The sequence below is a fragment of the Bordetella flabilis genome (genome assembly GCF_001676725.1).
GTDB lineage: Bacteria > Pseudomonadota > Gammaproteobacteria > Burkholderiales > Burkholderiaceae_B > Bordetella_C > Bordetella_C flabilis.
Map to the genome: position 1 here is coordinate 2,160,502 of NZ_CP016172.1, position 26,148 is coordinate 2,186,649.

The 26,148-nt window shown below is 63.5% G+C and carries 23 protein-coding genes; 13 read left to right on the forward strand and 10 right to left on the reverse strand.

Translation table 11 applies throughout. The annotated features are described in order from the left end of the window. Positions 1-5: 5 nt before the first annotated feature. From BAU07_RS09410 to BAU07_RS09420, 3 genes are all read right to left on the reverse strand, one after another. Positions 6-1,196 (reverse strand): HlyD/EmrA/EmrK family protein, encoded by a 1,191-nt coding sequence (locus tag BAU07_RS09410; RefSeq protein ID WP_066656522.1) that lies wholly within the window; start codon positions 1,194-1,196, stop codon positions 6-8. A 17-nt stretch (positions 1,197-1,213) separates the two neighbouring features. Next, complete coding sequence (locus BAU07_RS09415) at positions 1,214-2,653, reverse strand: efflux transporter outer membrane subunit (RefSeq protein ID WP_066656525.1); 1,440 nt, start codon at positions 2,651-2,653, stop codon at positions 1,214-1,216. 129 nt (positions 2,654-2,782) lie between these two features. After that, entirely contained in the window at positions 2,783-3,286 is a 504-nt protein-coding gene (locus tag BAU07_RS09420; protein ID WP_066665195.1) for a MarR family winged helix-turn-helix transcriptional regulator, read from the reverse strand. Positions 3,287-3,507: 221 nt separating this feature from the next. Here BAU07_RS09420 and BAU07_RS09425 point away from each other — a divergent pair, with 221 nt between their 5' ends. From BAU07_RS09425 to BAU07_RS09435, 3 genes are all read left to right on the forward strand, one after another. Continuing rightward, entirely contained in the window at positions 3,508-4,461 is a 954-nt protein-coding gene (locus BAU07_RS09425) for a DMT family transporter (RefSeq protein WP_066656528.1), read from the forward strand. A gap of 75 nt (positions 4,462-4,536) precedes the next feature. Then, positions 4,537-5,526, forward strand: a complete 990-nt coding sequence (locus BAU07_RS09430; protein WP_066656530.1) for a quinone oxidoreductase family protein — start codon at positions 4,537-4,539, stop codon at positions 5,524-5,526. 139 nt (positions 5,527-5,665) lie between these two features. After that, the gene (locus tag BAU07_RS09435; protein WP_066656532.1) at positions 5,666-5,881 is read left to right on the forward strand and encodes a YgdI/YgdR family lipoprotein; all 216 of its coding nucleotides are present in this window, start codon (positions 5,666-5,668) and stop codon (positions 5,879-5,881) included. Positions 5,882-5,963: 82 nt separating this feature from the next. Here the strand turns inward: BAU07_RS09435 and BAU07_RS09440 are convergent, their stop codons facing one another. Together BAU07_RS09440 and pepN are read right to left on the reverse strand one after the other, a co-directional pair. Beyond that, positions 5,964-6,986, reverse strand: coding sequence for a class 1 fructose-bisphosphatase (locus tag BAU07_RS09440; RefSeq protein ID WP_066656534.1), 1,023 nt, complete (start codon positions 6,984-6,986; stop codon positions 5,964-5,966). Positions 6,987-7,011: 25 nt separating this feature from the next. Then, positions 7,012-9,714 (reverse strand): aminopeptidase N, encoded by a 2,703-nt coding sequence (gene pepN / locus BAU07_RS09445; protein WP_066656536.1) that lies wholly within the window; start codon positions 9,712-9,714, stop codon positions 7,012-7,014. A 152-nt stretch (positions 9,715-9,866) separates the two neighbouring features. On the opposite strand from pepN, the gene BAU07_RS09450 reads away from it, so the two are divergent. Further along, complete coding sequence (locus BAU07_RS09450; RefSeq protein WP_066656537.1) at positions 9,867-10,508, forward strand: DUF4136 domain-containing protein; 642 nt, start codon at positions 9,867-9,869, stop codon at positions 10,506-10,508. Between the two features lie 151 nt (positions 10,509-10,659). Here BAU07_RS09450 and BAU07_RS09455 read toward each other — a convergent pair whose 3' ends face one another. Then, complete coding sequence (locus BAU07_RS09455; protein ID WP_066656540.1) at positions 10,660-11,022, reverse strand: H-NS histone family protein; 363 nt, start codon at positions 11,020-11,022, stop codon at positions 10,660-10,662. A gap of 117 nt (positions 11,023-11,139) precedes the next feature. On the opposite strand from BAU07_RS09455, the gene BAU07_RS09460 reads away from it, so the two are divergent. The 7 genes from BAU07_RS09460 (at position 11,140) to glcF (ending at position 20,335) form a co-directional block, all read left to right on the forward strand. Next, positions 11,140-11,967, forward strand: coding sequence for a carbon-nitrogen hydrolase family protein (locus BAU07_RS09460; RefSeq protein ID WP_066656543.1), 828 nt, complete (start codon positions 11,140-11,142; stop codon positions 11,965-11,967). Between the two features lie 22 nt (positions 11,968-11,989). Further along, on the forward strand, positions 11,990-13,450 hold the full coding sequence (gene tldD, locus BAU07_RS09465; protein WP_066656546.1) for a metalloprotease TldD: 1,461 nt from the start codon (positions 11,990-11,992) through the stop codon (positions 13,448-13,450). A 271-nt stretch (positions 13,451-13,721) separates the two neighbouring features. Further along, a complete protein-coding gene (gene aroG, locus BAU07_RS09470; RefSeq protein ID WP_066656549.1) occupies positions 13,722-14,792 on the forward strand; it encodes a 3-deoxy-7-phosphoheptulonate synthase AroG in 1,071 nt (356 codons plus the stop codon). A gap of 172 nt (positions 14,793-14,964) precedes the next feature. Continuing rightward, on the forward strand, positions 14,965-16,374 hold the full coding sequence (locus BAU07_RS09475) for an FAD-binding oxidoreductase (RefSeq protein ID WP_066656552.1): 1,410 nt from the start codon (positions 14,965-14,967) through the stop codon (positions 16,372-16,374). A gap of 76 nt (positions 16,375-16,450) precedes the next feature. Continuing rightward, complete coding sequence (locus BAU07_RS09480) at positions 16,451-17,953, forward strand: FAD-linked oxidase C-terminal domain-containing protein (protein ID WP_066656558.1); 1,503 nt, start codon at positions 16,451-16,453, stop codon at positions 17,951-17,953. A gap of 10 nt (positions 17,954-17,963) precedes the next feature. Next, on the forward strand, positions 17,964-19,073 hold the full coding sequence (gene glcE / locus BAU07_RS09485) for a glycolate oxidase subunit GlcE (RefSeq protein WP_066656560.1): 1,110 nt from the start codon (positions 17,964-17,966) through the stop codon (positions 19,071-19,073). 2 nt (positions 19,074-19,075) lie between these two features. Then, positions 19,076-20,335 (forward strand): glycolate oxidase subunit GlcF, encoded by a 1,260-nt coding sequence (glcF, locus tag BAU07_RS09490; protein WP_066656562.1) that lies wholly within the window; start codon positions 19,076-19,078, stop codon positions 20,333-20,335. Here glcF and BAU07_RS09495 read toward each other — a convergent pair. The 3 genes from BAU07_RS09495 to BAU07_RS09505 are packed head-to-tail and all read right to left on the reverse strand — an operon-like array spanning position 20,319 to position 23,188. After that, positions 20,319-21,758 carry an NAD(P)(+) transhydrogenase (Re/Si-specific) subunit beta gene (locus BAU07_RS09495; protein ID WP_066656564.1) on the reverse strand — a complete coding sequence of 480 codons (1,440 nt, stop codon included), beginning with the start codon at positions 21,756-21,758 and terminating at the stop codon, positions 20,319-20,321. The genes glcF and BAU07_RS09495 overlap by 17 nt on opposite strands. Then, on the reverse strand, positions 21,758-22,069 hold the full coding sequence (locus BAU07_RS09500; protein ID WP_066656566.1) for an NAD(P) transhydrogenase subunit alpha part 2: 312 nt from the start codon (positions 22,067-22,069) through the stop codon (positions 21,758-21,760). The genes BAU07_RS09495 and BAU07_RS09500 overlap by 1 nt, the downstream gene beginning before the upstream one ends. After that, positions 22,070-23,188, reverse strand: a complete 1,119-nt coding sequence (locus BAU07_RS09505) for a Re/Si-specific NAD(P)(+) transhydrogenase subunit alpha (RefSeq protein ID WP_066656569.1) — start codon at positions 23,186-23,188, stop codon at positions 22,070-22,072. A 153-nt stretch (positions 23,189-23,341) separates the two neighbouring features. On the opposite strand from BAU07_RS09505, the gene mnmA reads away from it, so the two are divergent. Together mnmA and BAU07_RS09515 are read left to right on the forward strand one after the other, a co-directional pair. After that, positions 23,342-24,457 carry a tRNA 2-thiouridine(34) synthase MnmA gene (mnmA, locus tag BAU07_RS09510; RefSeq protein ID WP_066656572.1) on the forward strand — a complete coding sequence of 372 codons (1,116 nt, stop codon included), beginning with the start codon at positions 23,342-23,344 and terminating at the stop codon, positions 24,455-24,457. Between the two features lie 115 nt (positions 24,458-24,572). Further along, positions 24,573-25,388: a sulfite exporter TauE/SafE family protein gene (locus BAU07_RS09515; protein WP_066656574.1), complete on the forward strand. Its 816-nt coding sequence runs from the start codon at positions 24,573-24,575 to the stop codon at positions 25,386-25,388. 21 nt (positions 25,389-25,409) lie between these two features. On the opposite strand, the gene BAU07_RS09520 is transcribed toward BAU07_RS09515, so the two are convergent. Continuing rightward, positions 25,410-26,021 carry a glutathione S-transferase gene (locus BAU07_RS09520; RefSeq protein WP_066665197.1) on the reverse strand — a complete coding sequence of 204 codons (612 nt, stop codon included), beginning with the start codon at positions 26,019-26,021 and terminating at the stop codon, positions 25,410-25,412. Between the last annotated feature and the right edge of the window lie 127 nt (positions 26,022-26,148).

Consider the following 26,148-nt stretch of genomic DNA (forward strand, 5'->3'; position numbering starts at 1 on the left):
GGCGCTCATTGCACGAGGTTGGCTTGGATGATTTTCTGGATGATGGCATCGGCTTCGTGGTGGGCGGGTTCGAACGCAAGCGTGGCCAATGCCGGTTCCTTGCGTGGGGCCTGTGCCAGCGTGGGGCCGTCCTGCCTGGCGACGTCGACCTCGACGTCCATGGACAAGCCGATGCGCAGGGGATGCGCCTTCAGTTGCTCCGGATCCAGGGCGATGCGTACGGGAACACGCTGGACCACCTTGATCCAGTTGCCGGTCGCGTTCTGCGCCGGAAGCAGGGCGAAGGCGCTGCCCGTGCCTGCATCCAGGCCCACCACCTTGCCGTGGTAGGTCACCGCGCTGCCGTACAGGTCGGCCGTCAGGGTGGCCGATTGGCCCACGCGCATGTCACGCAGTTGCCCTTCCTTGAAGTTCGCTTCCACCCACACCTGGTCCAGCGGCACGACGTTCATCAGGGTGTTGCCCGGCGCGACGCGTTGGCCGACCTGCACGCTGCGGCGCGCCACCATGCCGGTTACCGGCGCCGGGAGCACGGTGCGCCAACGCGCCAGCCACGCATTGCGCAACTCCGCCTCGGCCTCGCGTACGTCGGGATGGTTCTCCACCGAGGTGCCATGGGTCAGTGCCTGGTTCGTTTCCAGCTTCGCCTTGGAGGCTTCCAGCGCGGCGCGGGCCTGTGCCAGACCCGATTCCGCGGTCTTGAGAGTGGTCTGCGCATGCAGGATTTCTTCGCCGCTGACGCCCCCGGACTTGGCCAGTGTCTGTCGCCGGGAAAGGTCGCTGCGCGCGCGCGCCAGATCCGCCTGGGCCCGCTCCACATCGGCCTGGCGTACGGCGATGTCGGCGGCCAGGGCATCGTTCTGGACGAATAGCGTCCGCACCTGGCGTACGGTTTGCGCAAGCTTGGCCTCGGCCTGGTTCAAGGCGATGTCGGCGTCGGCCGGATCCAGCCGCACGAGCGGTGCGCCAGCTGTGATGGTTTCGGTGTCGTCGGCTTCGATGGCGACGACGGTACCGGGAACCTGTGGCGTGATTTGCACGAGGTTGCCGTGCACATAGGCATCGTCGGTACTTTCGTAATGCGAACCGACCAGCCACCACCAAAGGCCGTAGGCGATGGCGATGAGCACGAATACGCCGGTTGCGATCAACATCAGGCGCTTGCGTTTCGGATTGGAGGTTTGAGGGGCGTTCATGACGTGAGTCCGATTCTTCAATTGGAGGTGTTCGAGTCGCGGGTGGTCCCAGCGGCCACCGCGTCGCCGGGCTGGGGCGCATACCCGCCGCCCAGCGCATTGGCCAGGTCGGCATCGAGCTTGTAGGCACGGAACCGCAGATCCGTCTCCAGGCGCGCTTGCGTCAGCACGCTGTTCTGCGCGATGAGTACGGTCAGGTAATTGCCCAGGCCGGCCCGATACCGGTTGACGGCAAGCTCGTATGCCGCATCGATGGATTCGCGCGCCTGCCGCTGTTCCGCGGTTTCCCGGTCGATCAGCCGGATGGCGTCGAGCGCATCGGCGACCTGCCTGACCGCATCCAGGACCGTCTGGTTGTAATCCGAGACAGCCAGGTCGGTATCCGCGCGGCGGCCCGCCAGGTTCGCGTTGAGTTCGCCGCCATGGAAAATGGGCAGCGACACCGCCGGGCCAATAGAGGCGGTACGGCTGGCGGCTTCAAGCAGGTTGCCGGTGCCCAGGGCCTGGAAGCCGATAAAGGCCGTGAGATTCACATTGGGGTAGAACTGGGCCTTGGCCACGTCTATGGTCCGGCGTGCGGCCTCGGCGCGCCAGCGTGCGGCGGTGACGTCGGCCCGGTGGCCCAGGAGATCCAGCGGCACGGTCGCGGGTACGCCGCCGGTTGGCGCGACCAGTGTCGCGGGCTGCAGGCTCTGCCCGCGCTGCGGACCCGCGCCGGCGAGGGCGGCGACCTGGTTGCGCAACTGCGCCAGGGTGGTCTCGATCTGTGTCAGGTCCACTTTGGTGGAGGACAGTTGCGACTCCGCCTGTTTGACCTCCACTTGCGTATCCAATCCAGCGGTAAAGCGCTGCCGCGTGATCGCCAGTGTTTCGTCGCGCTGCGCAATAATGCGCTTGAGGACCTCGCGCTGTGCGAAGGCGTTCTGCAGGCTCAGATAGCTTTGCACGATCGCGCTGGTCAGCACCGTGCGGGCTGCCTGCTTGTCGGCCTCCGCCGCCTGCTGGCGCGACAGGGCCGATTGCAGGGCGGCCCGGTTTTTCCCCCAGAAATCCAGCTCATAGCTGAAGTCCAGTCCCAGCCGTGTGTCGCTTTGCGTGGAACCGCCGAGGGGAGGGGGATAGATATAGTTCTCCGACATGCGTTCGCGTGTCAGGGAATAGTCCCCGTCGACGCTGGGCAGCAGGGGCGCGCGCGCACCGCGCACCGCGGCATTCGCCTGTGCCAGGCGCGCCTGCGCGGAGGTCATGGTCGGGCTGTTCGCCAATGCTTCCTGTACCAGGGCATCGAGTTGCGGATCGCCATAACGCTCCCACCATTGGGTGGTCGGCCAGGAGGGGGCCTGGTCGGCGAGTCCCAGCTGCTGCGCCGAAATTTCGCCGACCGGCGTCGACCCCTTTTCCATGAAGGCGCATCCGCTCAGCGCGATCGCCATCAGCAAACTCATTAGGCGTTTCATATACGGTATGTTTTGTTAGAGGAGCGCCGTGTCGTCGGGTCGGTCGGTCGGGGGTGAACGAAGTAGACTAGTTGACATGGCTTTATTTGACTAGGCAATTAATGGGGCCAATAAAACGGCCTGCGGCCGCTAGGCCTTGGGCGGCGGTACGGGGGCAGAGCCATTGGCCAGCATGCGCCGCAGGAAATGCATAAGCAGCTCGACTTCCGCCTCGGAGAAGCCACGCAGGTAATGGTTGAGCGTGCGGGCGATATTGGCCGGAATCGCCCGCGCGATGGCCTGGCCTTCCTCCGTGATCTCGATCTTCACCACGCGGCGGTCCTGGTCGCTTCGCTGTCGGCGGAGCAATTTCTTCGCCTCCAGGCGATCCAGCGTGCGGGTCATGGCGCCGGTATCGACGCCGTTCAGCCGCGCCAGCTCGACCGCCGTGTCTGCCCGTCCAAGGGCGACCATGGCCACTGGACGCCATTGCGTGGCGGTGAGGCCCAAGGGCGCCATCTCCTGGTCCAACGCGCGGTTCAGCGAGTTGTAGACCAGCTTGATGACGTACCCGGGGTTCTCCTCGTACATGCGGTTGCGGTCGCAGCGGTACTGCGCGGAGGCCTCTGAGGAGGCAATAGGTTCAGTGCTCATGGCGAAGATTATCATTGCCTAGACAGTTATTGTCAATAACAACGATATTCAGCTTTCCGACAGCTTCTTGGCCGCTGCGCGCAGGCACCCGCCACTGTTCCGGCGGCGCGGCTACGGCAGCCGACCGCCGCACGGGGGCGCGGGACGGGGCGTGACATCGTCGGCACAGCGAGGCAAAGAAAGAGTGCAAATCCGGCAGGCCGCCACATAAAATCGCTGCCATGAATTCCACCGTTGCAACTCCCGCCGCCGCGCGCGTATCGAGCCGCGCCATCGGTTTCTTCCTGGCGGCGCTGGGTGCCATCCTGTTCTCCGGCAAGGCCATCGTGGTGAAGTTCACCTACGAATATGGCGTGGACGCAGTCACCTTGATTGCATTCCGGATGCTGTTCTCACTGCCTTTTTTTGCCGTCATCGGCTGGCAGCAGGCGCGTCGGGCCGGGCGGGGTGAAATACCCGTCCTGACCCGCGCCGAACATATCAGGGTGGTGATCCTCGGCCTGATCGGCTATTACCTCTCAAGCTTTCTCGATTTCCTGGGATTGCGCTATATCAGCGTAGGCCTGGAGCGGCTGATCCTCTTCCTGGCGCCTACGCTGGTACTGCTGATTACCGCGTTCTGGCTGAAGCGGGTCATTGCCATGCGCCAATGGGTGGCCCTGTTCCTGTCCTATGCCGGCGTTGTGCTGGTATTCGCCCATGATGTGGCGCAGACTGGCCGGGATGCCGTGCTGCTGGGCTCGGCGTTCGTGTTTGCCTCGGCATTCACCTACGCGTTGTACCTCATCGGGTCCGGTGAACTTGTCAAGCGCGTGGGATCCATCAGGTTGACGGCCTACGCGATGTCGGTGTCCAGCGTCGCATCCCTGATCCAGTTCTTTGTGGTCCATCCGGCATCCACCTTGATTCAGCCCATGGGGTTCTACGGCTTGTCGCTCATACATGCCACCGTCAACACCGTCCTGCCGGTTTTCATGATCATGGGGGCCGTCTCTCGCATCGGTCCGCCGTTGGCATCGCAGCTGGGCATGCTTGGGCCCGTGTCCGTCCTGTTTCTTGCTTTCTGGTTTCTGGGTGAACCCATCACATCATGGCAACTGGCTGGCACCGGCCTGGTTCTGGCCGGTGTTTTCGTCCTGACAGGGCGCAGGGTGTCCACCCCTAGGCGGTCGTGAGGCCACTGATATCCCGGGCCCCGGAAAACCATTACCCCCGTTTTGTTCCGACACACGAGAAGAAAGGAGCGTTGCATGGCCAGCAATACTGTCAAGGCAATTCAACTCGAAGCCCATGGCGGCCCCGAAGTCCTGAAGTTGATCGATGTCGAGGTGCCCGCGCCGGGCCCCAATGAAGTGACGGTGCGCCAGCACGCCGCGGGGCTGAACTTCATCGACATCTATTACCGGACCGGCCTCTATCCGCATCCACTGCCCCACGGCCTGGGTTTCGAAGGGGCAGGCATCGTCGAGGCAGTGGGCAGCGAAGTTGCCCACATCAAGAAGGGTGACCGCGTGGCCTACGGGCAGAGTCCCCTCGGCGCCTACGCCGAAATGCGCAATGTGCCCGCCGCCAACGTGGTGCAGTTACCCAAGGGCATAGGCTTCGACGAAGCCGCGGCAATGATGCTCAAGGGCCTGACTGTCCAGTACTTGTTCCGGCAGACGTATCGGCTGCAAGGCCATGAAACCATCCTGTTCCATGCCGCCGCGGGCGGCGTGGGGCTGATCGCATGCCAGTGGGCCAAGGCCCTTGGTGTGAAACTGATCGGCACGGTATCCAGCCCGGAAAAGGCCGAACTGGCACGCGCCCATGGCGCATGGGAGACCATCGATTACTCACGCGAGAACGTCGTGGAGCGCGTGCTCGAACTCACCGGTGGCAAGAAGGTACCCGTCGTGTATGACGGCGTCGGCAAGGACACCTGGGAAATCTCGCTCGATTGCATCGAGCCGCGCGGCCTCATGGTCAGCTTCGGCAATGCTTCCGGACCCGTGACCGGCGTCAATGTTGGAATCCTGAACCAGAAGGGCTGCCTGTATCTGACGCGGCCGTCGCTGGCAGTACACGTGAACACCCCGGCCAAGCTCAAGGCCGCATCCGATGAACTGTTCGACCTGGTCTCGAAGAAGAAGATCAAGATCCGCATCGACCAGCGCTATCCGCTTGCGCAGGCTGGCGATGCGCAGGCGGCGTTGGCCTCGCGCAAGACCACAGGCGCGACCATACTGACCATGGAATGAAGCAGGGAGGGCCGGGAGATTCCCGGTCCTTTGTTCGTTGCGGGATTAACAGACGCTCGCATTTTCCGCACATCCGGTCACCACTGAGACGTGGACGCTTGGATACATTGGTCGTGTCACTCACGAAAGGAGATACGACATGACCTTGAAGCTGATGACTGTGTCCGTGGCGGTCTTCGCGGTGCTGGCCGGGTGCTCCTCGCCCTCCGTCGTCCAGACCAAGGACGGCTCGCAAATCGTGACGCCGGACAAGCCCGACTACGACAAGAAGTCGGGCATGTACCAGTACGACGACAACGGCAAGCAGGTCCAGATCAACAAGGACGACGTGCATTCCATCCAGGAAGTCAAATAAAGGGAGCTCGGATCCACGCAGCCGCATGGGTCCAAACAGGAAAAAACCGGCGCACGGCGCCGGTTTTTTCGTTCCTCGGATGTCACTGGGCGGCGTCGTCTTCGCGGTGGTAGCGAGCCACGGTGTCGACTTCGTTGCGGGATCCCAGAATCACGCTGACCCGCTCGTGCAATTGTTGCGGCTGGATATCCAGGATGCGCCGTTTGCCATCGATGGCCGCGCCTCCGGCCTGTTCGACGATGAAGCTCATCGGATTGGCTTCGTACATCAACCGCAGCTTGCCGGGCTTGCCCGGCTCGCGCGCGTCCCAGGGATACATGAAAATGCCGCCGCGTGTCAGGATGCGATGGACATCGGCCACCATGGACGCCACCCAGCGCATATTGAAGTCCTTGCCGCGCGGCCCCGTTTTGCCGGCCAGGCAGTCGTCGATATAGCGCTTCACGGGAGGGGCCCAATGACGCATGTTCGACATATTGATGGCGAACTCCTTGGTGTCCGCGGGAATCTGCATGTTCTCGTGCGTCAGCACCCAGGAGCCCATCTCGCGGTCCAGCGTGAAACCCACCACGCCATTACCGACCGTCAGCACCAGCATGCTTTGCGGGCCGTAGACCGCGTAGCCGGCGGCCACTTGCCGTTTCCCTTCTTGCAGGAAGTCCTTCTCGGTGACCGGTTGGCCGTGGACTTCGTGGGGTGCATGCAGCACCGAAAAGATCGTACCGATGGAGACGTTCACATCGATATTGGAGGAGCCGTCCAGGGGATCGAACAGCAGCAGATATTCGCCTTTGGGATAGCGGTTCGGAATCAGGTGGATGGTTTCCATTTCCTCTGATGCCATGGCGGCCAGATGCCCGCCCCATTCGTTCGCTTCCAGCAGGACTTCATTGGACATGACGTCGAGCTTTTTCTGGACTTCGCCTTGAACGTTCTCGGTATCCAGGCTCCCCAGCACGCCGCCCAGCGCGCCCTTGCTGACCGCGTGGCTGATGGCCTTGCAGGCACGGGCCACGACTTCGATCAGAAGCCGTACCTCGGGGCCGACAGCCTGGGCCTGGCGTTGTTGTTCGACCAGATATTGGGTAAGGGTCTTGCGTTTCAAAGGGTTCTCCTCGAACAGATAATTCTCAGGCCGCCAGTTCCAGCGCCTTGGATACGATCTCGCTTACGTTGCGCGACAAGCCTGGATGGTTGCGCACCCGCTCCAGGGCGGCGCGCATGGGGGCACGAAGCACCGGCACGAAGCGCGACCAATTGTCCATGGCGCGTGCGAGGCGCGCGGCGACTTCCGGATTCAGTGCATCCAGTGCCAGCACCTGTTCGACCCAGTAGTCGTAACCGGAACCATCCGGAACGTGCAGGCCGCGCGCGTTATTCAGGCAGAACTGGAACACGAGAGCGCGGGCACGGTTGGGATTGCGCAGGGTGAAGGCCGGATGTGCCATCAGTCCGCGGACGGTCTGAACCGTGGTCGAACGCGCTGTCGCCTGGAGCGAGAACCACTTGTCGATGACCAGGGGATCTTGCTGCCATTGTTCGTAGAATTCACCCAGGACGCCGGTCGCAATATCGGGATCGCCATGATTCACCAAGGCGGCCATCGCGCCAAGGCGGTCGGTCATATTGGTCGCCTGTTTATATTGCGCCAGCGCCCATTCCGAGGCTTGCGCGTCCCCGCCGGCCAGCAAGTGGGTAAGCGCCATGTTCTTCAATGCCCGTTTGCCTGCCGGTTCGGGCGCTGGGCGATAGGGTCCAGGGGTCTGGCATTCTTCGAACACCTGGCGCCATGCCGGCGCCAGATCGCGGCCCAGTTCGGCGCGCAGAAAATCCCGGGCGACGGCCAGCGCGGGTGGGTCGATGGCGGACATGCGCTCCGCCAGCGTTTTCTCCGAAGGTAGTGCCAGCGCCCGGGCACGATATGCCTCGTCGAGCGCTGCGTCTTCAAGCAGCGCCCGCCAGGCTGCGATGAAGCCCGGCCGGACGCGCAGCGCGGCGCCAGTCTGGTGCAGGGATACCAGCGCCAGTATCTCGCGGGTCGCCAGCTCCTGGCCCGCCTCCCAGCGTGCGAAGGGATCGGTGTCATGCGCCGAGAGCAAGGCCAGTTCTTCGTCGCTCCACGGATATTCCACGATTACGGGAGCGGAGAAGCCGCGTAGCAGGGAAGGAACCGGAGCGCTCGGTATATCCTCGAATACCCACTCCTGCTGTTCCGTCGTCAATTCGAGCACCGCGGTTTCCGTCTGGCGGCCATCCTGGTTCAGCATGAGCGCACGCCCATCGCGGTCCATCAGTCCGACCGCGAAGGGGATGTGGAAGGGTTTTTTGGCGGCGGCGTTGGGGGAATTTTTCTCCACGCCGACCGGGGCACAGCGTTGCGCCAGCCTGATGGTGCAGCGTCGTGCCGGGGCGTCGTAATGCAATTCCACGGCGACGCGCGGCGTTCCGGCCTGGCTATACCAGCGGCGGAAAATACCGAGGTCGCGGCCGGGATGTTGCCGGGTATATACCGATTCCATGGCGGCGACGAAATCGTCGCAGGTGACGGCTTGCCCGTCATGGCGACGGAAATACTCGTCCATACCGGCCCGGAATCCTGCGTCGCCCAGCAGCGTATGCTGCATGCGAATGACCTCGGCGCCTTTCTCGTACACCGTCGCTGTATAGAAGTTGCCGATTTCCTGATAGCTTTCCGGCCGGATGGGGTGCGCCATGGGGCCGCCATCTTCGGGAAATTGGGCCGCGCGCAGCGTCACCACATCGTCGATGCGCTTGACGGCACGCGCGCTGGCGGCCGCGGCCGTGTCCAATCCGCTGGCCATCATATCCGCGCTGAATTCCTGGTCGCGGAATACCGTCAGGCCTTCCTTGAGGCTCAGTTGGAACCAATCGCGGCACGTCACGCGATTGCCGGTCCAGTTATGGAAGTATTCGTGGCCGATTACCGATTCGATGGCCTCGTAGTTGGCGTCCGTGGCGGTGTCCGCATTGGCCAGCACATAGGCGGCATTGAATATATTCAAGCCCTTGTTTTCCATGGCCCCCATGTTGAAGTCGCGCACCGCCACGACCATGAAGCGGTCCAGATCCAGTTCCAGCCCGAATCGGCTTTCATCCCAGCGCAAAGCGCGAACCAGGGATTCCAGCGCCCATCCGGTCTTGGATTCCGAGCCCGGATCGCTATATACCTGCAGCAGCACCTCGCGCCCCGATGCGGTCGTCACGCGGGTTTCGCGATGCGTCAGGCGGCCGGCGACAAGGGCGAACAGATAGCATGGCTTGGGAAAAGGGTCTTCCCATACAACCTCTGCACGTCCGTCGGGCAGTGTCCGGCTCTCGATAAGGTTGCCGTTGCTGAGCAATACCGGATACTCGGAGGTCGCTCGCAGCGTGACGCGATAGCGCGACATGACGTCCGGCCGATCCGCGAACCACGTAATGCGCCGGAAACCCTCGGCTTCGCACTGCGTAAAGAAATTGCCGCCTGATACGTAGAGCCCCATCAGGGTCGAATTCGCGGCGGGCCGGCACCGGCTCACGATTTCCACCGTAGCGGCGTCGCCCAGCGTCGACAGTGCGAGCGTCGATTCATTCAGCCGATAGGCCTCTTTGTCCAGCTCGCGTCCGTCCACGGAGACGGAGATCAGTTCGAGATCGCTGCCGTCGAGCTCCAGCGGCGCGCCGTCGCCGGGCGTCCGGCGCCGTACCGCCAGGCGCGACCGCACCGTCGTTGCTTCCGGGTCCAGGTCGAATACCAGGGAGACTTCCGGGATGTCGAAGGGATAGGGTAGATAGTCCTTGCGGTAGACGGTGACGGAGGTTTCTGTGCGCATGGCGTTGCTGTCCAAGGATAGATAGCTCTTATTGTATGGGGGCCCTCGAGGCCCTCCGCAAAACTTTGCGTTCGGTTGCCTGTCCAATCCGGAAGGCACCCATTATGATGCTTTCATGGGCGGTGACGCCTCGTCGTTTTGCAGGAGTTGCTATGTATCGCGCCACGTTGTTCCCCGCACGCCTTGCGCAGGCATTGCTGGCCTTGCTGATCGTCGGCGTGCTCGCCGGATGCGCCACGACCCAATCGGTATCGGCCCGCGTCACGTCATTCCAGCAGTGGCCGCCGGACAGCACCGGTCAGCGCTATCGCTTCACGTATGCGGATCCAAGCCAGCAGAACAACCTGGAATACCAGAGTTTCGAGGACATGGTACGTAGCGGTATCAGTCCGACGGGGCTGGTGGAAGCGCAGGCCGGCCAGCCGGCCCGTTTCGACGTCTCGTTCAAATACGGCGTAACGCAGACACAAACCATGGTGCGACGCCCCTATGATCCGTATTTCTATGGTGGTTACGGGCCCGGTTTCTATGGCGGCCGTTATTGGGGCCCTTGGGGCGGTTACTGGGGCCCGGACTGGGTCGACGTGCCGACGGTCGCGTACCGCAATGCCTTGACCGTGGAAATCCGTGATGCCAGCCAGGGCGGCAAGGAAGTCTACCGGGCCACCGCGTATAGTGTGTCGGAGGGAGACCAGCTCCTGAAAGTCATGCCATACCTGGTGCGGGCGATCTTCGACAATTTCCCTGGCAACAATGGTTCGGAACGGCGGGTCAGCTATACGGTGGGCCGATGAACAGCAGCAGGGGCCGCTCCGGCGAGCGCCGGTTGCGAGCCAGCGTGCCCTGGCATGCCGGCCTTGGCGGAATGGAAAAACCCCGCGGCACATCCGTGCCGCGGGGGGGCGGGAAAACGATCAAGCGATAGTGCAACGCCCGGGCAGGCAGCTACTGAATAAGGAAACTGTCCAAGGTGGCACCGGCGGCTTCCGCAGCGGTCAACCAGCGGGGGCGCTTGCCGCGGCCGCTCCAGGTTTCGCCGGTTTCCGGGTGCCGGTATTTCGGCGCCACCGGGCGCTTGCTGGGTGCAGCAGCTACGGTAGCCTTGCGTCCAGGGCCGCGCCGGGTGGCCGGCTTGCCGTAAGCCGCGACGATCTCTTCGGGAGTTATCTGGTATTCGCGCATGGACCGGATGATCGAGGCAACTACGGGCTTGCGGCGCTTCAACTGCAGGGCTTCCGCCTTTTTGCGTAGCTTGTCGATCTCTTTTTCGATTCTGGCTTGCTGCGCTGAGTAGGTCTCTCTGGGCATGGTATATCGATCCTTATTATGAAATTGATTTTCCGAGGAGATTATAGTTATTTTGTCGACAATAGCACGAAACGAGCTGGGAATTAACCTTGGAATTCTTGAATCTAGTTGTTTCCGATGACTGCTCCTTCTACTGACACCCACGCCGCTGCCCGAGTCGCTGCCGTCCAGATGGTTAGCACGCCGATTGTCCGGGAGAATCTCGATGCTGCGTCCCAGTTAATCTCAAAAGCGGCCGAATCTGGGGCCGGTCTGATAGCCTTGCCCGAGTATTTCTGTTTCATGGGGCAAAAAGATCACGATAAGCTGGCCGTCAGGGAAACCGCTGGCGCCGGTCCGATCCAGGAATTTCTTTCTGCTCAGGCCAGGCAATACGGAATATATCTGGTGGGCGGAACCTTGCCGCTGGCCAGCCCTGACGCCATGCGCGTGTACAACACCTCGATGGTATACGGGCCGGACGGCAAGCTGGTCGCGCGCTATGACAAAATTCACCTATTCAATTTCAAGCGCGGCGCGGAAGCCTATGACGAATCCATCGCCATCCGGCCGGGCACCGAAGTGCGCGTATTCGACGCTCCATTCGGTCGGATCGGTTTATCGGTCTGTTATGACGTGCGATTTCCGGAGCTTTATCGGGCCTTGGGCCAGGTCGATCTGATCCTAGTCCCTGCGGCGTTCACGTACACCACGGGCCGGGCGCATTGGGAACTGCTGCTCCGCACGCGCGCCATCGAAAACCAATGCTATGTGCTGGCGCCTGCCCAAGGTGGCGTTCATCCCAACGGCCGCCGTACCTGGGGACACTCCATGCTCATCGACCCCTGGGGCGATGTTGTGGAAGTGTTGCCGGAGGGGCCAGGGGTGGTAGGGGGTAACATAGACGGCTCACGCCTGAACGAAGTGCGGGCCGCCTTGCCTGCCTTGCGCCACCGCGTCATGTGAATCCGCTTACCGAGTTGTCGACATGAAAATCACCGACCCCGATATCCAATCCCTGGCCACCGCCAAATCGCTGCTGCTGGACCCTTGGGGACTGAGCGAGGCCGATATGGCCCGCGCCCTCGGTGAAATCTTCACCCACAAGGTCGATTACGCTGACCTTTATTTCCAGTACACGCGCAGCGAGGGCTGGAGCCTCGAAGAGGGCATCGTCAAGACCGGCAGCTTCTCCATCGGCCAGGGTGTAGGCGTGCGGGCCATCAGTGGCGAGAAAACCGCATTCGCTTACTCTGATTCGCTTTCCGTGGACGCCTTGCTGTCGTCGGCGCGCGCGGTCCGCGGTATCGCGCGCCAGGGCGCGGGCAAGGTCAAGGTGCGTTCCCGCGCCGAGCCGTTGCCGGCACACGCCCTTTACCCGGCTGTCGACCCCTTGTTGACGTTGACTGCTGCCGACAAAGTCGCTTTGCTCGAACGCGTGGAACGCATGGCGCGCGCGCGGGATCCGCACATCATCCAGGTCATGGCGGGCTTGGGCGCGGAATATGACGTCATTCTCGTTGCGGGCAGCGATGGCCGGCTGGCCGCTGACGTGAGGCCCCTGGTACGGCTGTCGCTCACCGTCATCGCGGAACGCGATGGACGGCGCGAGATGGGACACGCCGGCGGCGGTGGCCGGTCGGGGCTGGCGTATTTCACGGACGAAATCCTGCGGGGATATGTCGACCATGCGGTGCACGAGGCATTGGTAAACCTCGATGCCCGGCCGGCGCCGGCCGGCGAGATGACGGTGGTGCTGGGTTCCGGATGGCCGGGCATATTGCTGCACGAAGCGGTCGGCCATGGCCTGGAAGGGGATTTCAATCGCAAGGGCTCCAGCGTGTTTTCCGGACGCATCGGCGAACGGGTCGCCGCCAAGGGCGTCACGGTCATCGACGACGGTACGTTGCCGGATCGGCGCGGGTCCCTAAACGTGGATGACGAAGGCAACGCCACGCAGCGCAATGTCCTTATCGAGGACGGCATCCTGCGCGGGTATATGCAGGACACCATGAACGCGCGGCTGATGAAAACTGCCGCCACGGGCAATGGGCGGCGCGAATCCTTTGCCCATCTGCCGATGCCGCGTATGACCAATACCTATATGCTGGGCGGCGACACGCCGCCAGAGGAAATCATCGCCTCGGTCAAGCGTGGTTTGTATGCCGTGAACTTCGGCGGCGGCCAGGTCGACATCACCAGCGGCAAGTTCGTGTTTTCAGCATCCGAGGCCTATATGATCGAAAACGGCAAGGTCACGTATCCGGTCAAGGGCGCCACGCTCATCGGCAATGGTCCGGACGCCATGACGCGAGTAAGCCTGATCGGCAACGACATGCGCCTGGACTCGGGTGTCGGGACCTGCGGGAAGGAAGGGCAGAGCGTGCCGGTGGGCGTCGGCATGCCGACCATCCGCATGGAAGGGTTGACGGTCGGCGGCACGGCCTAGAAACGAACTGTCGCGCGCATGCCGCATTCCCGTCAACGCCCCTGCGCTTTTTGTGCTAGGATTTGTCGCGCCGTGAATTGCAACCTGCCATGACCTACGCCACTACCCGCGGGCTAGCCGCCCGATTTTATTTTTATGGCTTTCCGATGCCGCTGGCGGAGGAAGGGTTGCGCGCATACTAAGGTTTGCCAAAACACCCCAAAAGCCGCCAGCGATCTGGCGGCTTTTTTCATGCCCGCCAGCCTGGCCTTCAATCCAGGAAGGAGCTTTCGTGTCCCACAATACCGATGACCTGCGTATCCGAGAAATAAAGGAATTGACGCCGCCCGCGCATGTGATGCGTGAATTTCCATGTGGCCAGGCGGTGTCGGACACGGTCTATTCCGCACGCCAGGCGCTGCACCGGATCCTGCACGGCATGGACGACCGACTCGCGGTGGTGATCGGTCCCTGCTCCATACACGACACGAAGGCGGCATTGGAGTACGCGTCCCGACTGAAGCCGGTGCGCGAGCGCCTGAAGGCAGATCTCGAAATCGTGATGCGCGTTTATTTCGAAAAGCCACGCACCACGGTGGGCTGGAAAGGATTGATCAACGATCCAGACCTGGACGGCAGTTTCAATATCAACAAGGGGGTGCGTATTGCGCGCGAACTGTTGTTGGAAATCAATACCTTGGGTCTTCCCGCGGGTTGCGAGTTCCTTGACATGATCACGCCGCAATATATCGCCGACCTGGTGTCCTGGGGCGCCATCGGGGCGCGCACTACCGAGAGCCAGGTGCATCGGGAATTGGCCTCCGGCCTTTCGTGTCCGGTCGGATTCAAGAATGGTACCGACGGTAATGTGAAGATCGCCGTCGACGCGATCAAGGCGGCTTCGCAGCCGCACCATTTCCTGTCAGTTACAAAGGGCGGTCATTCCGCCATCGTTTCTACCGCCGGCAACGAGGACTGCCATGTCATTCTCCGGGGGGGTAAAACGCCCAATTATGACGCCGCCAGTATCGGCGCGGCGAGCCAGGAGTTGGCAAAAGCCGGCCTGGCGCAGCGCCTGATGATCGACACCAGCCATGCCAACAGCAACAAGAATTTCCAGAACCAGCCGTTGGTGGCACAGGACATTGGAGCGCAGATCGCCGGCGGGGACGCGCGCATCGTGGGCTTGATGGTGGAAAGCCATCTGCTGGCAGGACGGCAGGACCTGGTGCCCGGCAAGCCGCTGACATATGGCCAGAGCATCACGGACGGCTGTATAGATTGGGACGCGTCCATTTCGCTGCTGGAAGGGCTGGCTGCGGCTGTACAGGAGCGCCGCCGGGGGGCCAGCAGCGGGAAATGATCGGCGGGCCCGCCGCCGCCAGCACGTTGCCGGTCCTCGGCCTGGCGGCCTCTCCGTCGCCAGGGGCTGGCGTTGCGGCGTACGGACACTGGTGCGGCGCCGCATGCGCTGTGGCCGATGCGGGACAAGGCGCGGCGTAGAATGACAGACTGACTCCGGCCCGGACGACCAGATGAACGACATGACCTCTCCCACGGCCTTGCGCCGACCGTTCCCCGATGCATGCCTGGCGGCGTTGCGCGCAATCGTGGGGGATCGCCTGTCCGTGGCTCAGGCAGTGCGCGAACACCACGGCCACGATGAATCTCCCTATCCCGATGTGTTGCCGGACGCCGTCATTTTTGCGCAGTCCACGGAAGAGGTGGCCGCCGTGGCGCGCATCTGCAACACCTATCACGTTCCCATTGTCGCGTACGGAGCCGGCTCTTCGCTGGAAGGACATCTACTGCCCGTGCAGGGGGGCGTTACGCTCGATATGTCGGGCATGAATGCGGTCGTTGCAGTGAATGCGGGCGACTTCACGGCGACCGTGCAGGCCGGCGTGACGCGCAAGCAGCTCAATGAATACCTGCGCGATACCGGTTTGTTCTTTCCGGTCGATCCTGGCGCTGACGCCAGCCTGGGCGGCATGGCCGCCACGCGGGCGTCCGGAACCAACGCGGTGCGCTACGGGACCATGCGCGAGAACGTGGTTTCTTTGACGGTTGTCACGGCCGATGGCCGGGTGGTCCGCACGGCACGGCGGGCTCCGAAATCGTCCGCGGGCTATGACCTCACGCGGATTTTCGTCGGCAGCGAAGGAACCCTGGGCCTCATCACCGAAGTTACCGTCAAGCTGTATCCCCAGCCGGAGGCCGTTTCCGCCGCCGTGTGCAACTTCCCTTCGCTCGGCGAGGCGGTGGATAGCGTTATCGAAATCATGCAGGCGGGGGTGCCGGTTGCACGGGTCGAGTTCATGGATGAACACGCCGTACGCTCGGTGAACCGGTACAGCAAGCTCGATCTGCGCGAAACGCCGCTGCTCCTTTTTGAATTTCACGGCAGCACCGCGGGCGTGCAGGAACAGGCGGCGGCGGTACAGGCGATCGTGCATGAGCACGGTGGCATGGACTTCGAGTGGGCGCATCGGCCTGAAGAGCGCAATCGCCTGTGGGCGGCGCGGCACAACGCGTATTTTGCCGGCCTGCAATTGCGCCCCGGCTGCCGTTCCAGCACCACGGACGTATGCGTGCCGATCTCCGCACTCGCCGAATGCGTCCGGGAAACGGCGCGCGACCTCGCCGCGGCGCCGTTTCCGACCACCATTGTCGGCCACGTTGGCGACGGTAATTTCCACGTGTTGATGCTGCTCGATCCCGACAGCGAGGACGAATGGCAGGCGTCGGAGCGGATCAACCATGCGCTGGTCCGGCGCGCCATCGCGGCCGATGGCACCTGCACGGGTGAACACGGGGTAGGGTTGCACAAGATGGGTTTTCTCGCCGAGGAGCATGGCGAGGACGCCCTGGAACTGATGCGCGGGCTCAAGCATGCGTTCGATCCGAACAACATACTCAACCCCGGGAAAATCATAAGCTGGTAGCTCGGCCTGAGCGATGTTTCCCCTTGGGGTAAATCCCTGACTGTGCGTTTGAGCGCCCCGCGCTATTGTTGAAAGAATGGACACTCTCGTAGAGACCGACCTCACGGATGCGCAGGCGGCGCCGCCGGCCGTGCAGGATCTCGTCGCGGCACTGCAGGCCGTATTGCCGGCGCACTGCATCCTATATCGCGAGGAAGACACGCGGCCCTACGAATGCGATGGCCTGTCGTTGTATCGCGCCTTGCCCGCTGTCGTCTGCCTGCCCGAAACCGAAGTCCAGGTGCAGCAGGTAATGCGTGTGTGCCGGCGGTTGAACGCCCCCGTCGTGCCGCGGGGCGCCGGTACGGGGCTTTCCGGCGGTGCCATGCCGCATACCCAGGGCGTTCTGCTGGGGCTCTCCAAGCTGAACCGTATCAAACGCATCGACCCGGACAATGCCCTGGCGGTCGTCGAGCCCGGCGTGCGCAACCTGGCGATCTCGGAAGCGGCGGCGTCGTATGGGTTCTACTACGCACCGGACCCGTCCAGCCAGATCGCATGTTCCATCGGCGGTAACGTGGCGGAGAACTCCGGCGGCGTGCGCTGCATGAAGTACGGCTTGACCGTACACAATATTCTGCGCGTGCGTATCGTCACCATAGACGGCGATATCGTCGAGCTTGGCAGCGAGGCGCCCGATGCGCCCGGGCTGGATCTGCTTGCAGTCTTCATCGGGTCCGAAGGCATGCTCGGCATCGTGACCGAGGTGACCGTCAAGCTGTTGCCCAAGCCAGCGTGCGCCCAGGTGGTACTGGCCAGTTTCCCCAGCGTGGAGGCAGCCGGCAACGCCGTCACGCGGGTGATTGCCGCCGGCATTATTCCCGCCGGCCTGGAGATGATGGACAAACAGGCGATCCACATGGTGGAGCCATTTGTGCAGGCCGGCTACGACATGGCTGCGCAGGCCATCCTCCTGTGTGAATCCGACGGCACGAAGGAAGAGGTCGCGCATGAGATCGCGCGCCTGGAGGCGGTGCTTGGGGAGGCTGGCGCGACGCGGTTGCAAGTGTCCACCTCGGAGCCGGAACGGCTGAGATTCTGGGCAGGCCGCAAGAATGCCTTTCCGGCCGCTGGTCGCGTATCGCCGGACTACTACTGCATGGACGGCACAATTCCGCGGCGCCATCTGGCCCGCGTGCTGAGCGCCATCGAGCAGATGGAGGACGAGTACGGCCTGCGCTGCGCCAACGTATTCCATGCGGGCGACGGCAATCTTCATCCGCTGATCCTTTTCGATTCCAACAAGCCGGACGAGACCGAGCGCGCCGACAAGTTCGGCGTCGCCATTCTCGAACTGTGTGTACAGGTGGGAGGCACCGTGACGGGAGAGCATGGTGTGGGTATGGAGAAAATCAATCAGATGTGCGTGCAATTCTCGCGAGAGGAACTGGATGCCTTTCTGGCCGTAAAGCGGGCTTTCGACCCGACCTGCCTGCTCAACCCGCAGAAGGTAATTCCGACGCTGGCACGTTGCGCGGAGTACGGCAAGATGCACGTGCACGGCGGCGAACTTCAATTTCCCGATTTATCTCGGTTCTGAACGGGGCATCATGGATTTCGTCCTGTCGGAGTTGTGCGATCAGGTCATGACCGCGCGCGCCGGGCACAAGCCGCTGTTCATCTGCGGTGGCGGCAGCAAAGCCTTCTATGGCAACCACCGGCCCTTGCGGCCGGAAGACGGCCATTGCCTGCTGGATATCACCGCCTATCGCGGCATCGTGAATTATCAGCCGTCCGAGCTGGTGGTCACGGCGCGTGCCGGGACGCCGCTGCGCGAGCTCGAAGCCGCGCTCGCCGAGCACAACCAGATGCTGGGCTTCGAGCCGCCGCACTATGAAGAGAGCGCCACCGTCGGCGGGTGCGTGGCGGCCGGCCTGGCCGGACCGCGCCGCATGGCCGCGGGCAGTGTGCGGGACTTCGTTCTGGGGGCCCGCCTGCTGGATGCCCACGGGCGTGTCCTGAATTTCGGTGGCGAGGTCATGAAGAACGTCGCTGGCTATGACGTATCGCGGTTGCTGGCGGGATCCCAAGGGATTTTCGGTGCGCTGCTGGAGGTTTCGCTGAAGGTGCTGCCGCGGCCTGCCGACGAACGGACCCTGCGGCTGGATGCAACGGAGCCGGAAGCCTTGGCGGCCTTCGCGCAATGGCGGCGGCTGCCCATGCCGATCTCCGCGGCATCCTGGATCCCCGCCGGGGAAGAGGGCAAGGGCGAGCTTTGGGTGCGCCTGTCGGGCGCGCCGCCGGCCATCGATGCGGCCCGCGCGCGCATCCGGGGGGACGCTATCGATGCCCCGCAGGCGCAGGCCTTCTGGCTCTCGCTGCGCGAACAGACGCATGCGTACTTCGACCGGACACGCGCCTTGTGGCGCGTCGCGGTACCGCCGGCTGCGCCGTCACTGGGCCTGGGAACGACGCTCATCGAATGGGCGGGCGGGCAGCGCTGGTTGCGAGGCCCCCTGGAGCCCGACTCTGTACGGCAGGCGGCGCAGACCCGGGGTGGTCATGCCACCCTGTTTCGCGCCGTACGCCACGAAGACATGCCGCACGATGGTGTCTTTCATCCGCTCGCGCCCGGTATCGCGACGCTTACCCGCCGCCTGAAGCAGGAGCTGGATCCGTCCGGCCTGTTCAATCCAGGGCGGCTGGCGCTGGAGCTATAGCTATGCAAACCCAAATCGCTTCCTGGGCGCGGGATACGGATTACGGCCGCGAAGCCGATGCCATCCTGCGCCGCTGCGTGCATTGCGGCTTCTGTACCGCGACGTGCCCCACCTACCAGGTCCTGGGGGACGAGCTCGACGGCCCGCGCGGCCGTATCTACTTGATCAAGCAGATGCTGGAAGGCGCGGAGCCGACGCAGTCCACGCAGACGCACCTGGACCGCTGCCTGACCTGCCGCAACTGTGAAACGACGTGCCCGTCCGGTGTCGAGTACGGCCATCTGATCGATATCGGGCGCAGTCTGGTCGAACAGCGTGTGCGTCGGCCTTTGCCGCAGCGCTTGAAGCGTGCACTGCTGCGCCGCGGGCTGACATCGCGCTGGTTCGCGCCGGCCATGCGGCTGGGACAGGTCCTCAGGCCCATGCTGCCGGCGGCGCTGCGCGCCAAGGTGCCGGAGCGCAGGGCCGTCGGGACGCTGCCGGATCCGCGCCTTCATGGTCGACAGGTCCTCATGCTGGCCGGGTGCGTACAGCCTGCCATGATGCCGACCATCGATGCGGCGACCGTAAGGGTGCTGCACGCGCTGGGTATCGGCGCCACCGTCGCACGGGGCGGCGGTTGTTGCGGTGCGATCAATCTGCACCTGGACGACCCCTCGACGGCCCTGGCGCAGATGCGCGCCAACGTGGACAGTTGGTGGCCCTTCGTCGAAAGCGGCAAGGTCGAAGCCATCGTCATGAACGCCACCGGCTGCGGCGCCATGGTGAAAGAGTATGCATATCACCTGCGCAACGATCCCGCGTATGCCGAGCGCGCCGCACGCATTGTGGCCCTGGTGCGCGATATCTCCGAAGTGCTCGCGCCGCATGCGGGCGTCTTGCGCGAGCGCCTGGGACAGCCCGTCAAGGCGGCATTCCATCCGCCTTGCACGCTGCAGCATTGGCAAGGCCTGCGTCCTCTCGCGGACACTTTGCTGACAGACCTGGGCTTTGAATTACAGCCATTCGCCGACCGCCATTTATGCTGCGGGTCGGCGGGCGCGTACTCCGTCATGCAGCCCGAGATGGCGACAACCTTGCGCGACCGCAAGCTCGCTGCCATTGGACCCACGGCCCCGGATGTGATCCTGTCCGCCAACATAGGATGTATCACGCACCTGCAGAGCGGGACGTCCACACCGGTGCGTCATTGGATCGAAGTGCTGGACGAGCGGCTGCGGGAGGCCGGTACTCCCGCCCCCGCGGCTATTCCACAGCCTTGACCATGTCCTCGATGGCCTTTTTGGCATCGCCAAAGACCATCATGGTGCGGTCCATATAGAACAATTCATTGTCCAGGCCGGCATAGCCGGCCGCCATCGAACGCTTGTTCACGATGATGGTGCGGGCCTTGTATGCCTCCAGGATAGGCATGCCGGCGATGGCGGAGCCCGGGTCGTTTTTGGCGGCCGGGTTGACGACATCGTTGGCGCCCAGGACCAGAGCCACGTCGGTCTGGCCGAATTCCCCGTTGATGTCATCCATCTCGAACACCTGGTCATAGGGCACTTCCGCCTCGGCCAGCAGGACGTTCATATGGCCCGGCATGCGGCCCGCCACCGGATGGATGGCGTACTTCACCGTCACGCCTTTCGCGGTCAGCTTCGCGGCCAGTTCCTTCAGTGCGTGCTGCGCGCGCGCCACCGCCAGTCCGTAGCCGGGCACGATGACCACCGTTTCGGCGTTCATCATGACAAAGGCCGCGTCCTCGGCACTGCCGGATTTCACGCTGCGCTGCGGACCACCGGCTTCAGCCGCTGCGCTGCCCCCACCGTTGCCGAAGCCGCCCAGCAGGACATTGAAGAACGAGCGGTTCATCGCCTTGCACATGATGTACGAGAGGATGGCGCCGGACGATCCCACCAGCGAACCGGCGATGATCAGCATCGGGTTGTTCAGCGAAAAACCAATGCCCGCCGCCGCCCAGCCGGAATAGCTGTTCAGCATGGATACCACGACCGGCATGTCGGCGCCGCCGATGGGGATGATGATCAACACGCCCAGCACGAACGCGATGAGCGTCATCGCGATGAACGGCGTCCATTGTTGCGTCATGACAAACGCGATGCCGCAGCCGAGCATGACGAGGGCGAGCACCAGGTTGACGATGTGCTGGCCGCGAAACACCACAGGCGCGCCCTGGAAAAGCCGGAAGCGATACTTGCCCGACAGCTTGCCAAAGGCGATGACGGATCCCGAGAACGTAATGGCGCCCACGAAGGTCCCGATAAAGATCTCCACGCGGTTGCCGGTCGGCAAGGCGGTCCCCATGGGCGCGATGCCGAACGCGTGCGGCTCGGCCACGACCGCGACCGCGATGGCCACGGCCGCCAGACCTATCATGCTGTGCATGAAGGCCACCAGTTCGGGCATCTTGGTCATCTCGACGCGGCGCGCCATGATGGTGCCCGCCGTCCCGCCGATCAGCAGGCCCAGCAGCACCCAACCCAGACCCAGGCCGGCAATGCCCGGTCCGGCCAGGGCGACGATCAAAGCCCCGGTGGTGATGACGGCGATTGCCATGCCGGCCATGCCGAAGGCGTTGCCGATGCGCGACGTGGCCGGATGGGACAGTCCCTTCAACGCCTGGATAAAACATACCGACGCGACCAGGTAGAGCAGCGTGACGACGTTCAGTGAAATCATCACGCAGCCTCCCGGGATTTCTTTTCCTTCTTCTTGAACATCTCCAGCATGCGGCGCGTCACGAGGAAGCCGCCGAAGACATTGACCGCCGCCAGCGCCACCGCCAGCACGCCCATGCCGCGCGCGAGATTGCCTTCCGTGAGGGCCGCCGCTAGCATCGCACCGACGATGATGATGGCGGAGATCGCGTTGGTGACCGCCATCAGCGGGGTGTGCAATGCCGGGGTGACGTTCCAGACGACGTGGTAGCCGACATACACGGCGAGGACGAAGATGATCAGGTTGATGAGTGTCGGGCTGAGCGCGTCCATTCAAGACCTCCGAACTGCATTGCCGGCCTCGCAGATCAGGCAGGCGGCGACGATTTCATCCTCGCGCTGGATGGCGAGGGCGCCTTCCTTGTCGATGATGAGCTTCAGGAAATCGAGTACGTTGCGGGCGTAAAGCGCCGACGCGTCCGTAGGAACCAGGGCAGGGAGGTTGGTAAGCCCGACCAGCGTCACGCCATGCTTTTCCACGACCTTGCCTTTTTCCGACAGCGGGCAATTGCCGCCGCGTTCCACGGCAAGGTCTACCAGTACCGAGCCTGGCCGCATGGCTTCGACGGTTTCCTGGGATACCAGCGTGGGCGCTGGCCGGCCAGGAATTAGGGCGGTGGTGATGACAATATCCGCCTGCTTGCAGCGTTCGGCGACCAGGACCGCCTGGCGTGCCATCCACGCGGCGGGCATGGGCCGCGCATAGCCCCCGATGCCCTGCGCGATTTCACGTTCCTCATCGGTCTCGAAGGGCACGTCGATGAATTTCGCACCCAGCGATTCGACTTGTTCCTTGGCCGCGGGGCGTACGTCGGAGGCTTCCACCACGGCGCCAAGGCGTCGCGCCGTCGCGATCGCCTGCAGGCCGGCCACCCCGGCTCCCAGCACGACGGCCCGCGCAGCCTTCAGGGTGCCGGCCGCGGTCATCATCATGGGGAAGAGGCGACCGTAGTAGTGGGCCGCCAGCAGCACGGCCTTGTAGCCGGCAAGATTGGCCTGGGACGACAGGACGTCCAGGCTCTGTGCCCGCGTAATCCGTGGTGCGGCTTCCAGGGCGAAGGCGGTTATGCCCGCCGCGGCCATTCGGTCGATGCCCTCCGTGTCGAACGGATCGAGCATGCCGACCAGAACCGCCTGGGGCGTCATGGCGGTCAACTCCTGAACGGAAGGCGCCCGCACCTTCAGCACCAGTTCCGTGCCGAGGGCATCGGTCGCCGATCCCAGCGTGGCGCCGGCCGCCTCGTAGGCACTATCCGGATAGCGGGCCGCGGCGCCGGCGCCGCGTTCCACAACGACGGTATGCTTGCCCCCCACGTACTTCTTGACGGTTTCGGGTGTTGCCGCAACGCGCGTTTCCCCCTCCAGGGTCTCCCGCGGAATGCCGATACGCATGCGTTCTCCTCGTCGTATATCGGACCGCTGACACTTATACACGACTTGCCGCCCGTCGCGTTAGGAAAACCGCCGGGTAAAATGGCCCATCCGCTCGCCGCTCGCCCCCGGGGCCGGCGGTTCGAACCCCTAACCCGCACTGCTTGTTTCCCCATGTCCTCCATTACTCCAACCAAGGGCCGTGTCGTCGTCGGCATGTCCGGTGGTGTCGATTCGTCCGTGACCGCGTGGCTGCTCAAGCAGCAGGGCTACGAAGTGATCGGGCTCTTCATGAAGAACTGGGAGGACGATGACGATTCCGAATACTGCTCCAGTCGGCAGGATTGGCTCGACGCGGCCAGCGTCGCGGATTCCATCGGCGTCGATATCGAGGCGGTGAACTTTGCGTCGGAATACAAGGACCGCGTGTTTGCCGAGTTCCTGCGCGAGTATTCGGCCGGCCGCACGCCCAACCCCGACGTGCTGTGCAACGCCGAAATCAAATTCAAGGCGTTCCTGGATCACGCGATGAGCCTGGGCGCTGAACGTATCGCCACAGGACACTATGCGCGGGTACGGGCGGTCGAGGGGAGGGCGGGGCTGCGTTACGAATTGCTCAAGGCCCTGGACGCCACCAAGGACCAGAGCTACTTCCTGCATCGGCTGAACCAGGCGCAGCTGTCGCGCACGCTCTTCCCGCTCGGCGAAATACCCAAGGTCCAGGTGCGGCGCATCGCTCATGAGATCGGCCTGCACAACGCGGCCAAGAAAGACTCGACGGGTATCTGTTTCATCGGCGAACGGCCCTTCCGCGCATTCCTGAACCGTTATCTGCCCACTGCTCCCGGTCCGATCCTGACGCCCGAAGGACAGCACGTCGGCACGCATTCCGGCCTGTCCTTCTACACGCTGGGACAGCGCAAGGGCATAGGAATCGGGGGCGTCAAGGGGCGGCAGCGCGATGACGGCACGGCCGAAGCCTGGTACGTGGCACGCAAGGACATCGCCGCCAATACCCTGTATGTGGTGCAGGGGCACGACCATCCCTGGCTCTTGGCGGGATCATTGGACGCTCAGGACGCCAGCTGGATCGCGGGGACTCCGCCCGCGCCCGGCGGGTACGGCGCCAAAACCCGCTATCGCCAGGGCGATGCGCCCTGCACGCTGCGGGGCGGGACCTCCAGCGGGTTCACGCTGCGGTTCGAACAGCCCCAATGGGCGGTGACGCCGGGCCAGTCCGCGGTGCTCTACGACGGCGAGATCTGCCTGGGGGGCGGTATCATCTCGTAGTTGCGCGTCGGGGAGGGCGTCGCTGCGTCGCCGACCGCATGGCCGCGGGCCGGACGCCGCGGCCTGTCCGTTTTCGTGTGACCGTTACTTGAACAACCATAATGACGGAGCGGATGTGGACATAGCTATGTTGGTTTTCCTGTTGCTGCTGGGCGCGGGCGCAGGATTCGCGGCGGGTTTGCTGGGTATAGGTGGCGGTATGGTGCTGGTGCCTTTCCTCACCATGCTGTTCGGCTGGCATGGCATGGCCGATGACCTGATCGTGCATGCCGCCATCGCCACCTCGATGACATCGATCCTCTTCACCTCCATCTCCAGCGTGCGGGCGCATCACGCCGCCCGCGCCGTGGTGTGGCATGTGGTGGCCGTCATGGCCCCTGGCCTCATCATTGGCGGCCTGCTGGCGGGCGGCGCCGTCTTCGCGGCCTTGCACACAGGCTGGCTATCCGCCTTCTTCGCCGTGTTCGTGGCGTATTCCGGTTATTCGATGCTGCGCAATACCAAGCCCAAGCCGACGCGGCAGTTGCCCGGCATGGTCGGCACGTCGGCAGCCGGAGCAGGCATCGGTTTTATCTCCGGGCTGGTCGGCGCGGGCGGCGGCTTCCTGTCCGTTCCGTTTATGGTGTGGTGCAATGTCCCACTGCGTAACGCCGTGGCCACGTCCGCGGCGCTCGGGTTCCCGATCGCGCTGGCGAATAGCGCCGGGTATGTCATTTCCGGGCTGCGGGAAGCCAATACCACGCCCGGGATGATCGGCTATATCTATTGGCCGGCCTTGTTGGCCCTGGTGTGTACGAGCGTGCTGACCGCACCGATGGGCGCACGGCTGGCCCATCGTCTGCCGGTGGGCACCGTCAAGCGCATTTTCGCGATTCTGCTTTTCGCGCTGGCAATATTTATGGCCTACAAGGCGTGGCGTGCCTTTGCCTGAACGTCCATTCCGCCTCGCCGCTCAGGCGGCGGGCGGCACGGTGTCGATGAACGACTGGCGCGTGGATAATTTGTCGAACAGGCGCGCCAGATTCAGGTGCCCCGTACGCCAGTCCAGGTCCGCGAAACGGAAATTCATGTAGCCCAGGGCGCAGCCGACCGCCACATCGGCGAGGCTGTAGTTGATGCCCATGCAGTAGGTATGCTCGCCCAGGCTCTTGTCCATCGCGTCCATGCTGGCGTGGATCTTGCCATATTGGCGCGAGATCCAGTCCTTGCTGCGTTCGCCCTCGGGCCGTTGCCTTTCCTTGACGATGGCGACGCAGGCGTCGAGCACGCCGTCCGCAATGGCTTCCCAGCATTTGACCGCGGCGCGGTCCCGCCCGGACTGAGGAATCAGCCGTGCCACCGGGGAAAGGGTATCCAGGTATTCGACGATGACGCGCGAATCGAACAGCGCGCCCCCGTCTTCCATGACCAGGCAAGGAACCTTGCCGAGGGGATTGAACTGCTGGATCCGGGTCTCGGGGGACCAGACGTTCTCCAGCTCGAAGCGGTAATCCAGCTTCTTCTCCGCCATGACGATCCGTACCTTACGTACGTACGGGCTAGTAAGGGAGCCTATTAGTTTCATGGATTCACTGTCATAGTCGGAAAGCGGGCGGCAGTATAGCAGGCATGATGCCATGCCGGACTGCGGTGCGGGCGGCTGGGCGCAAGGGCCGCCGGCCGGACGGGGTCGACGGGCGTCGGGTGATAAA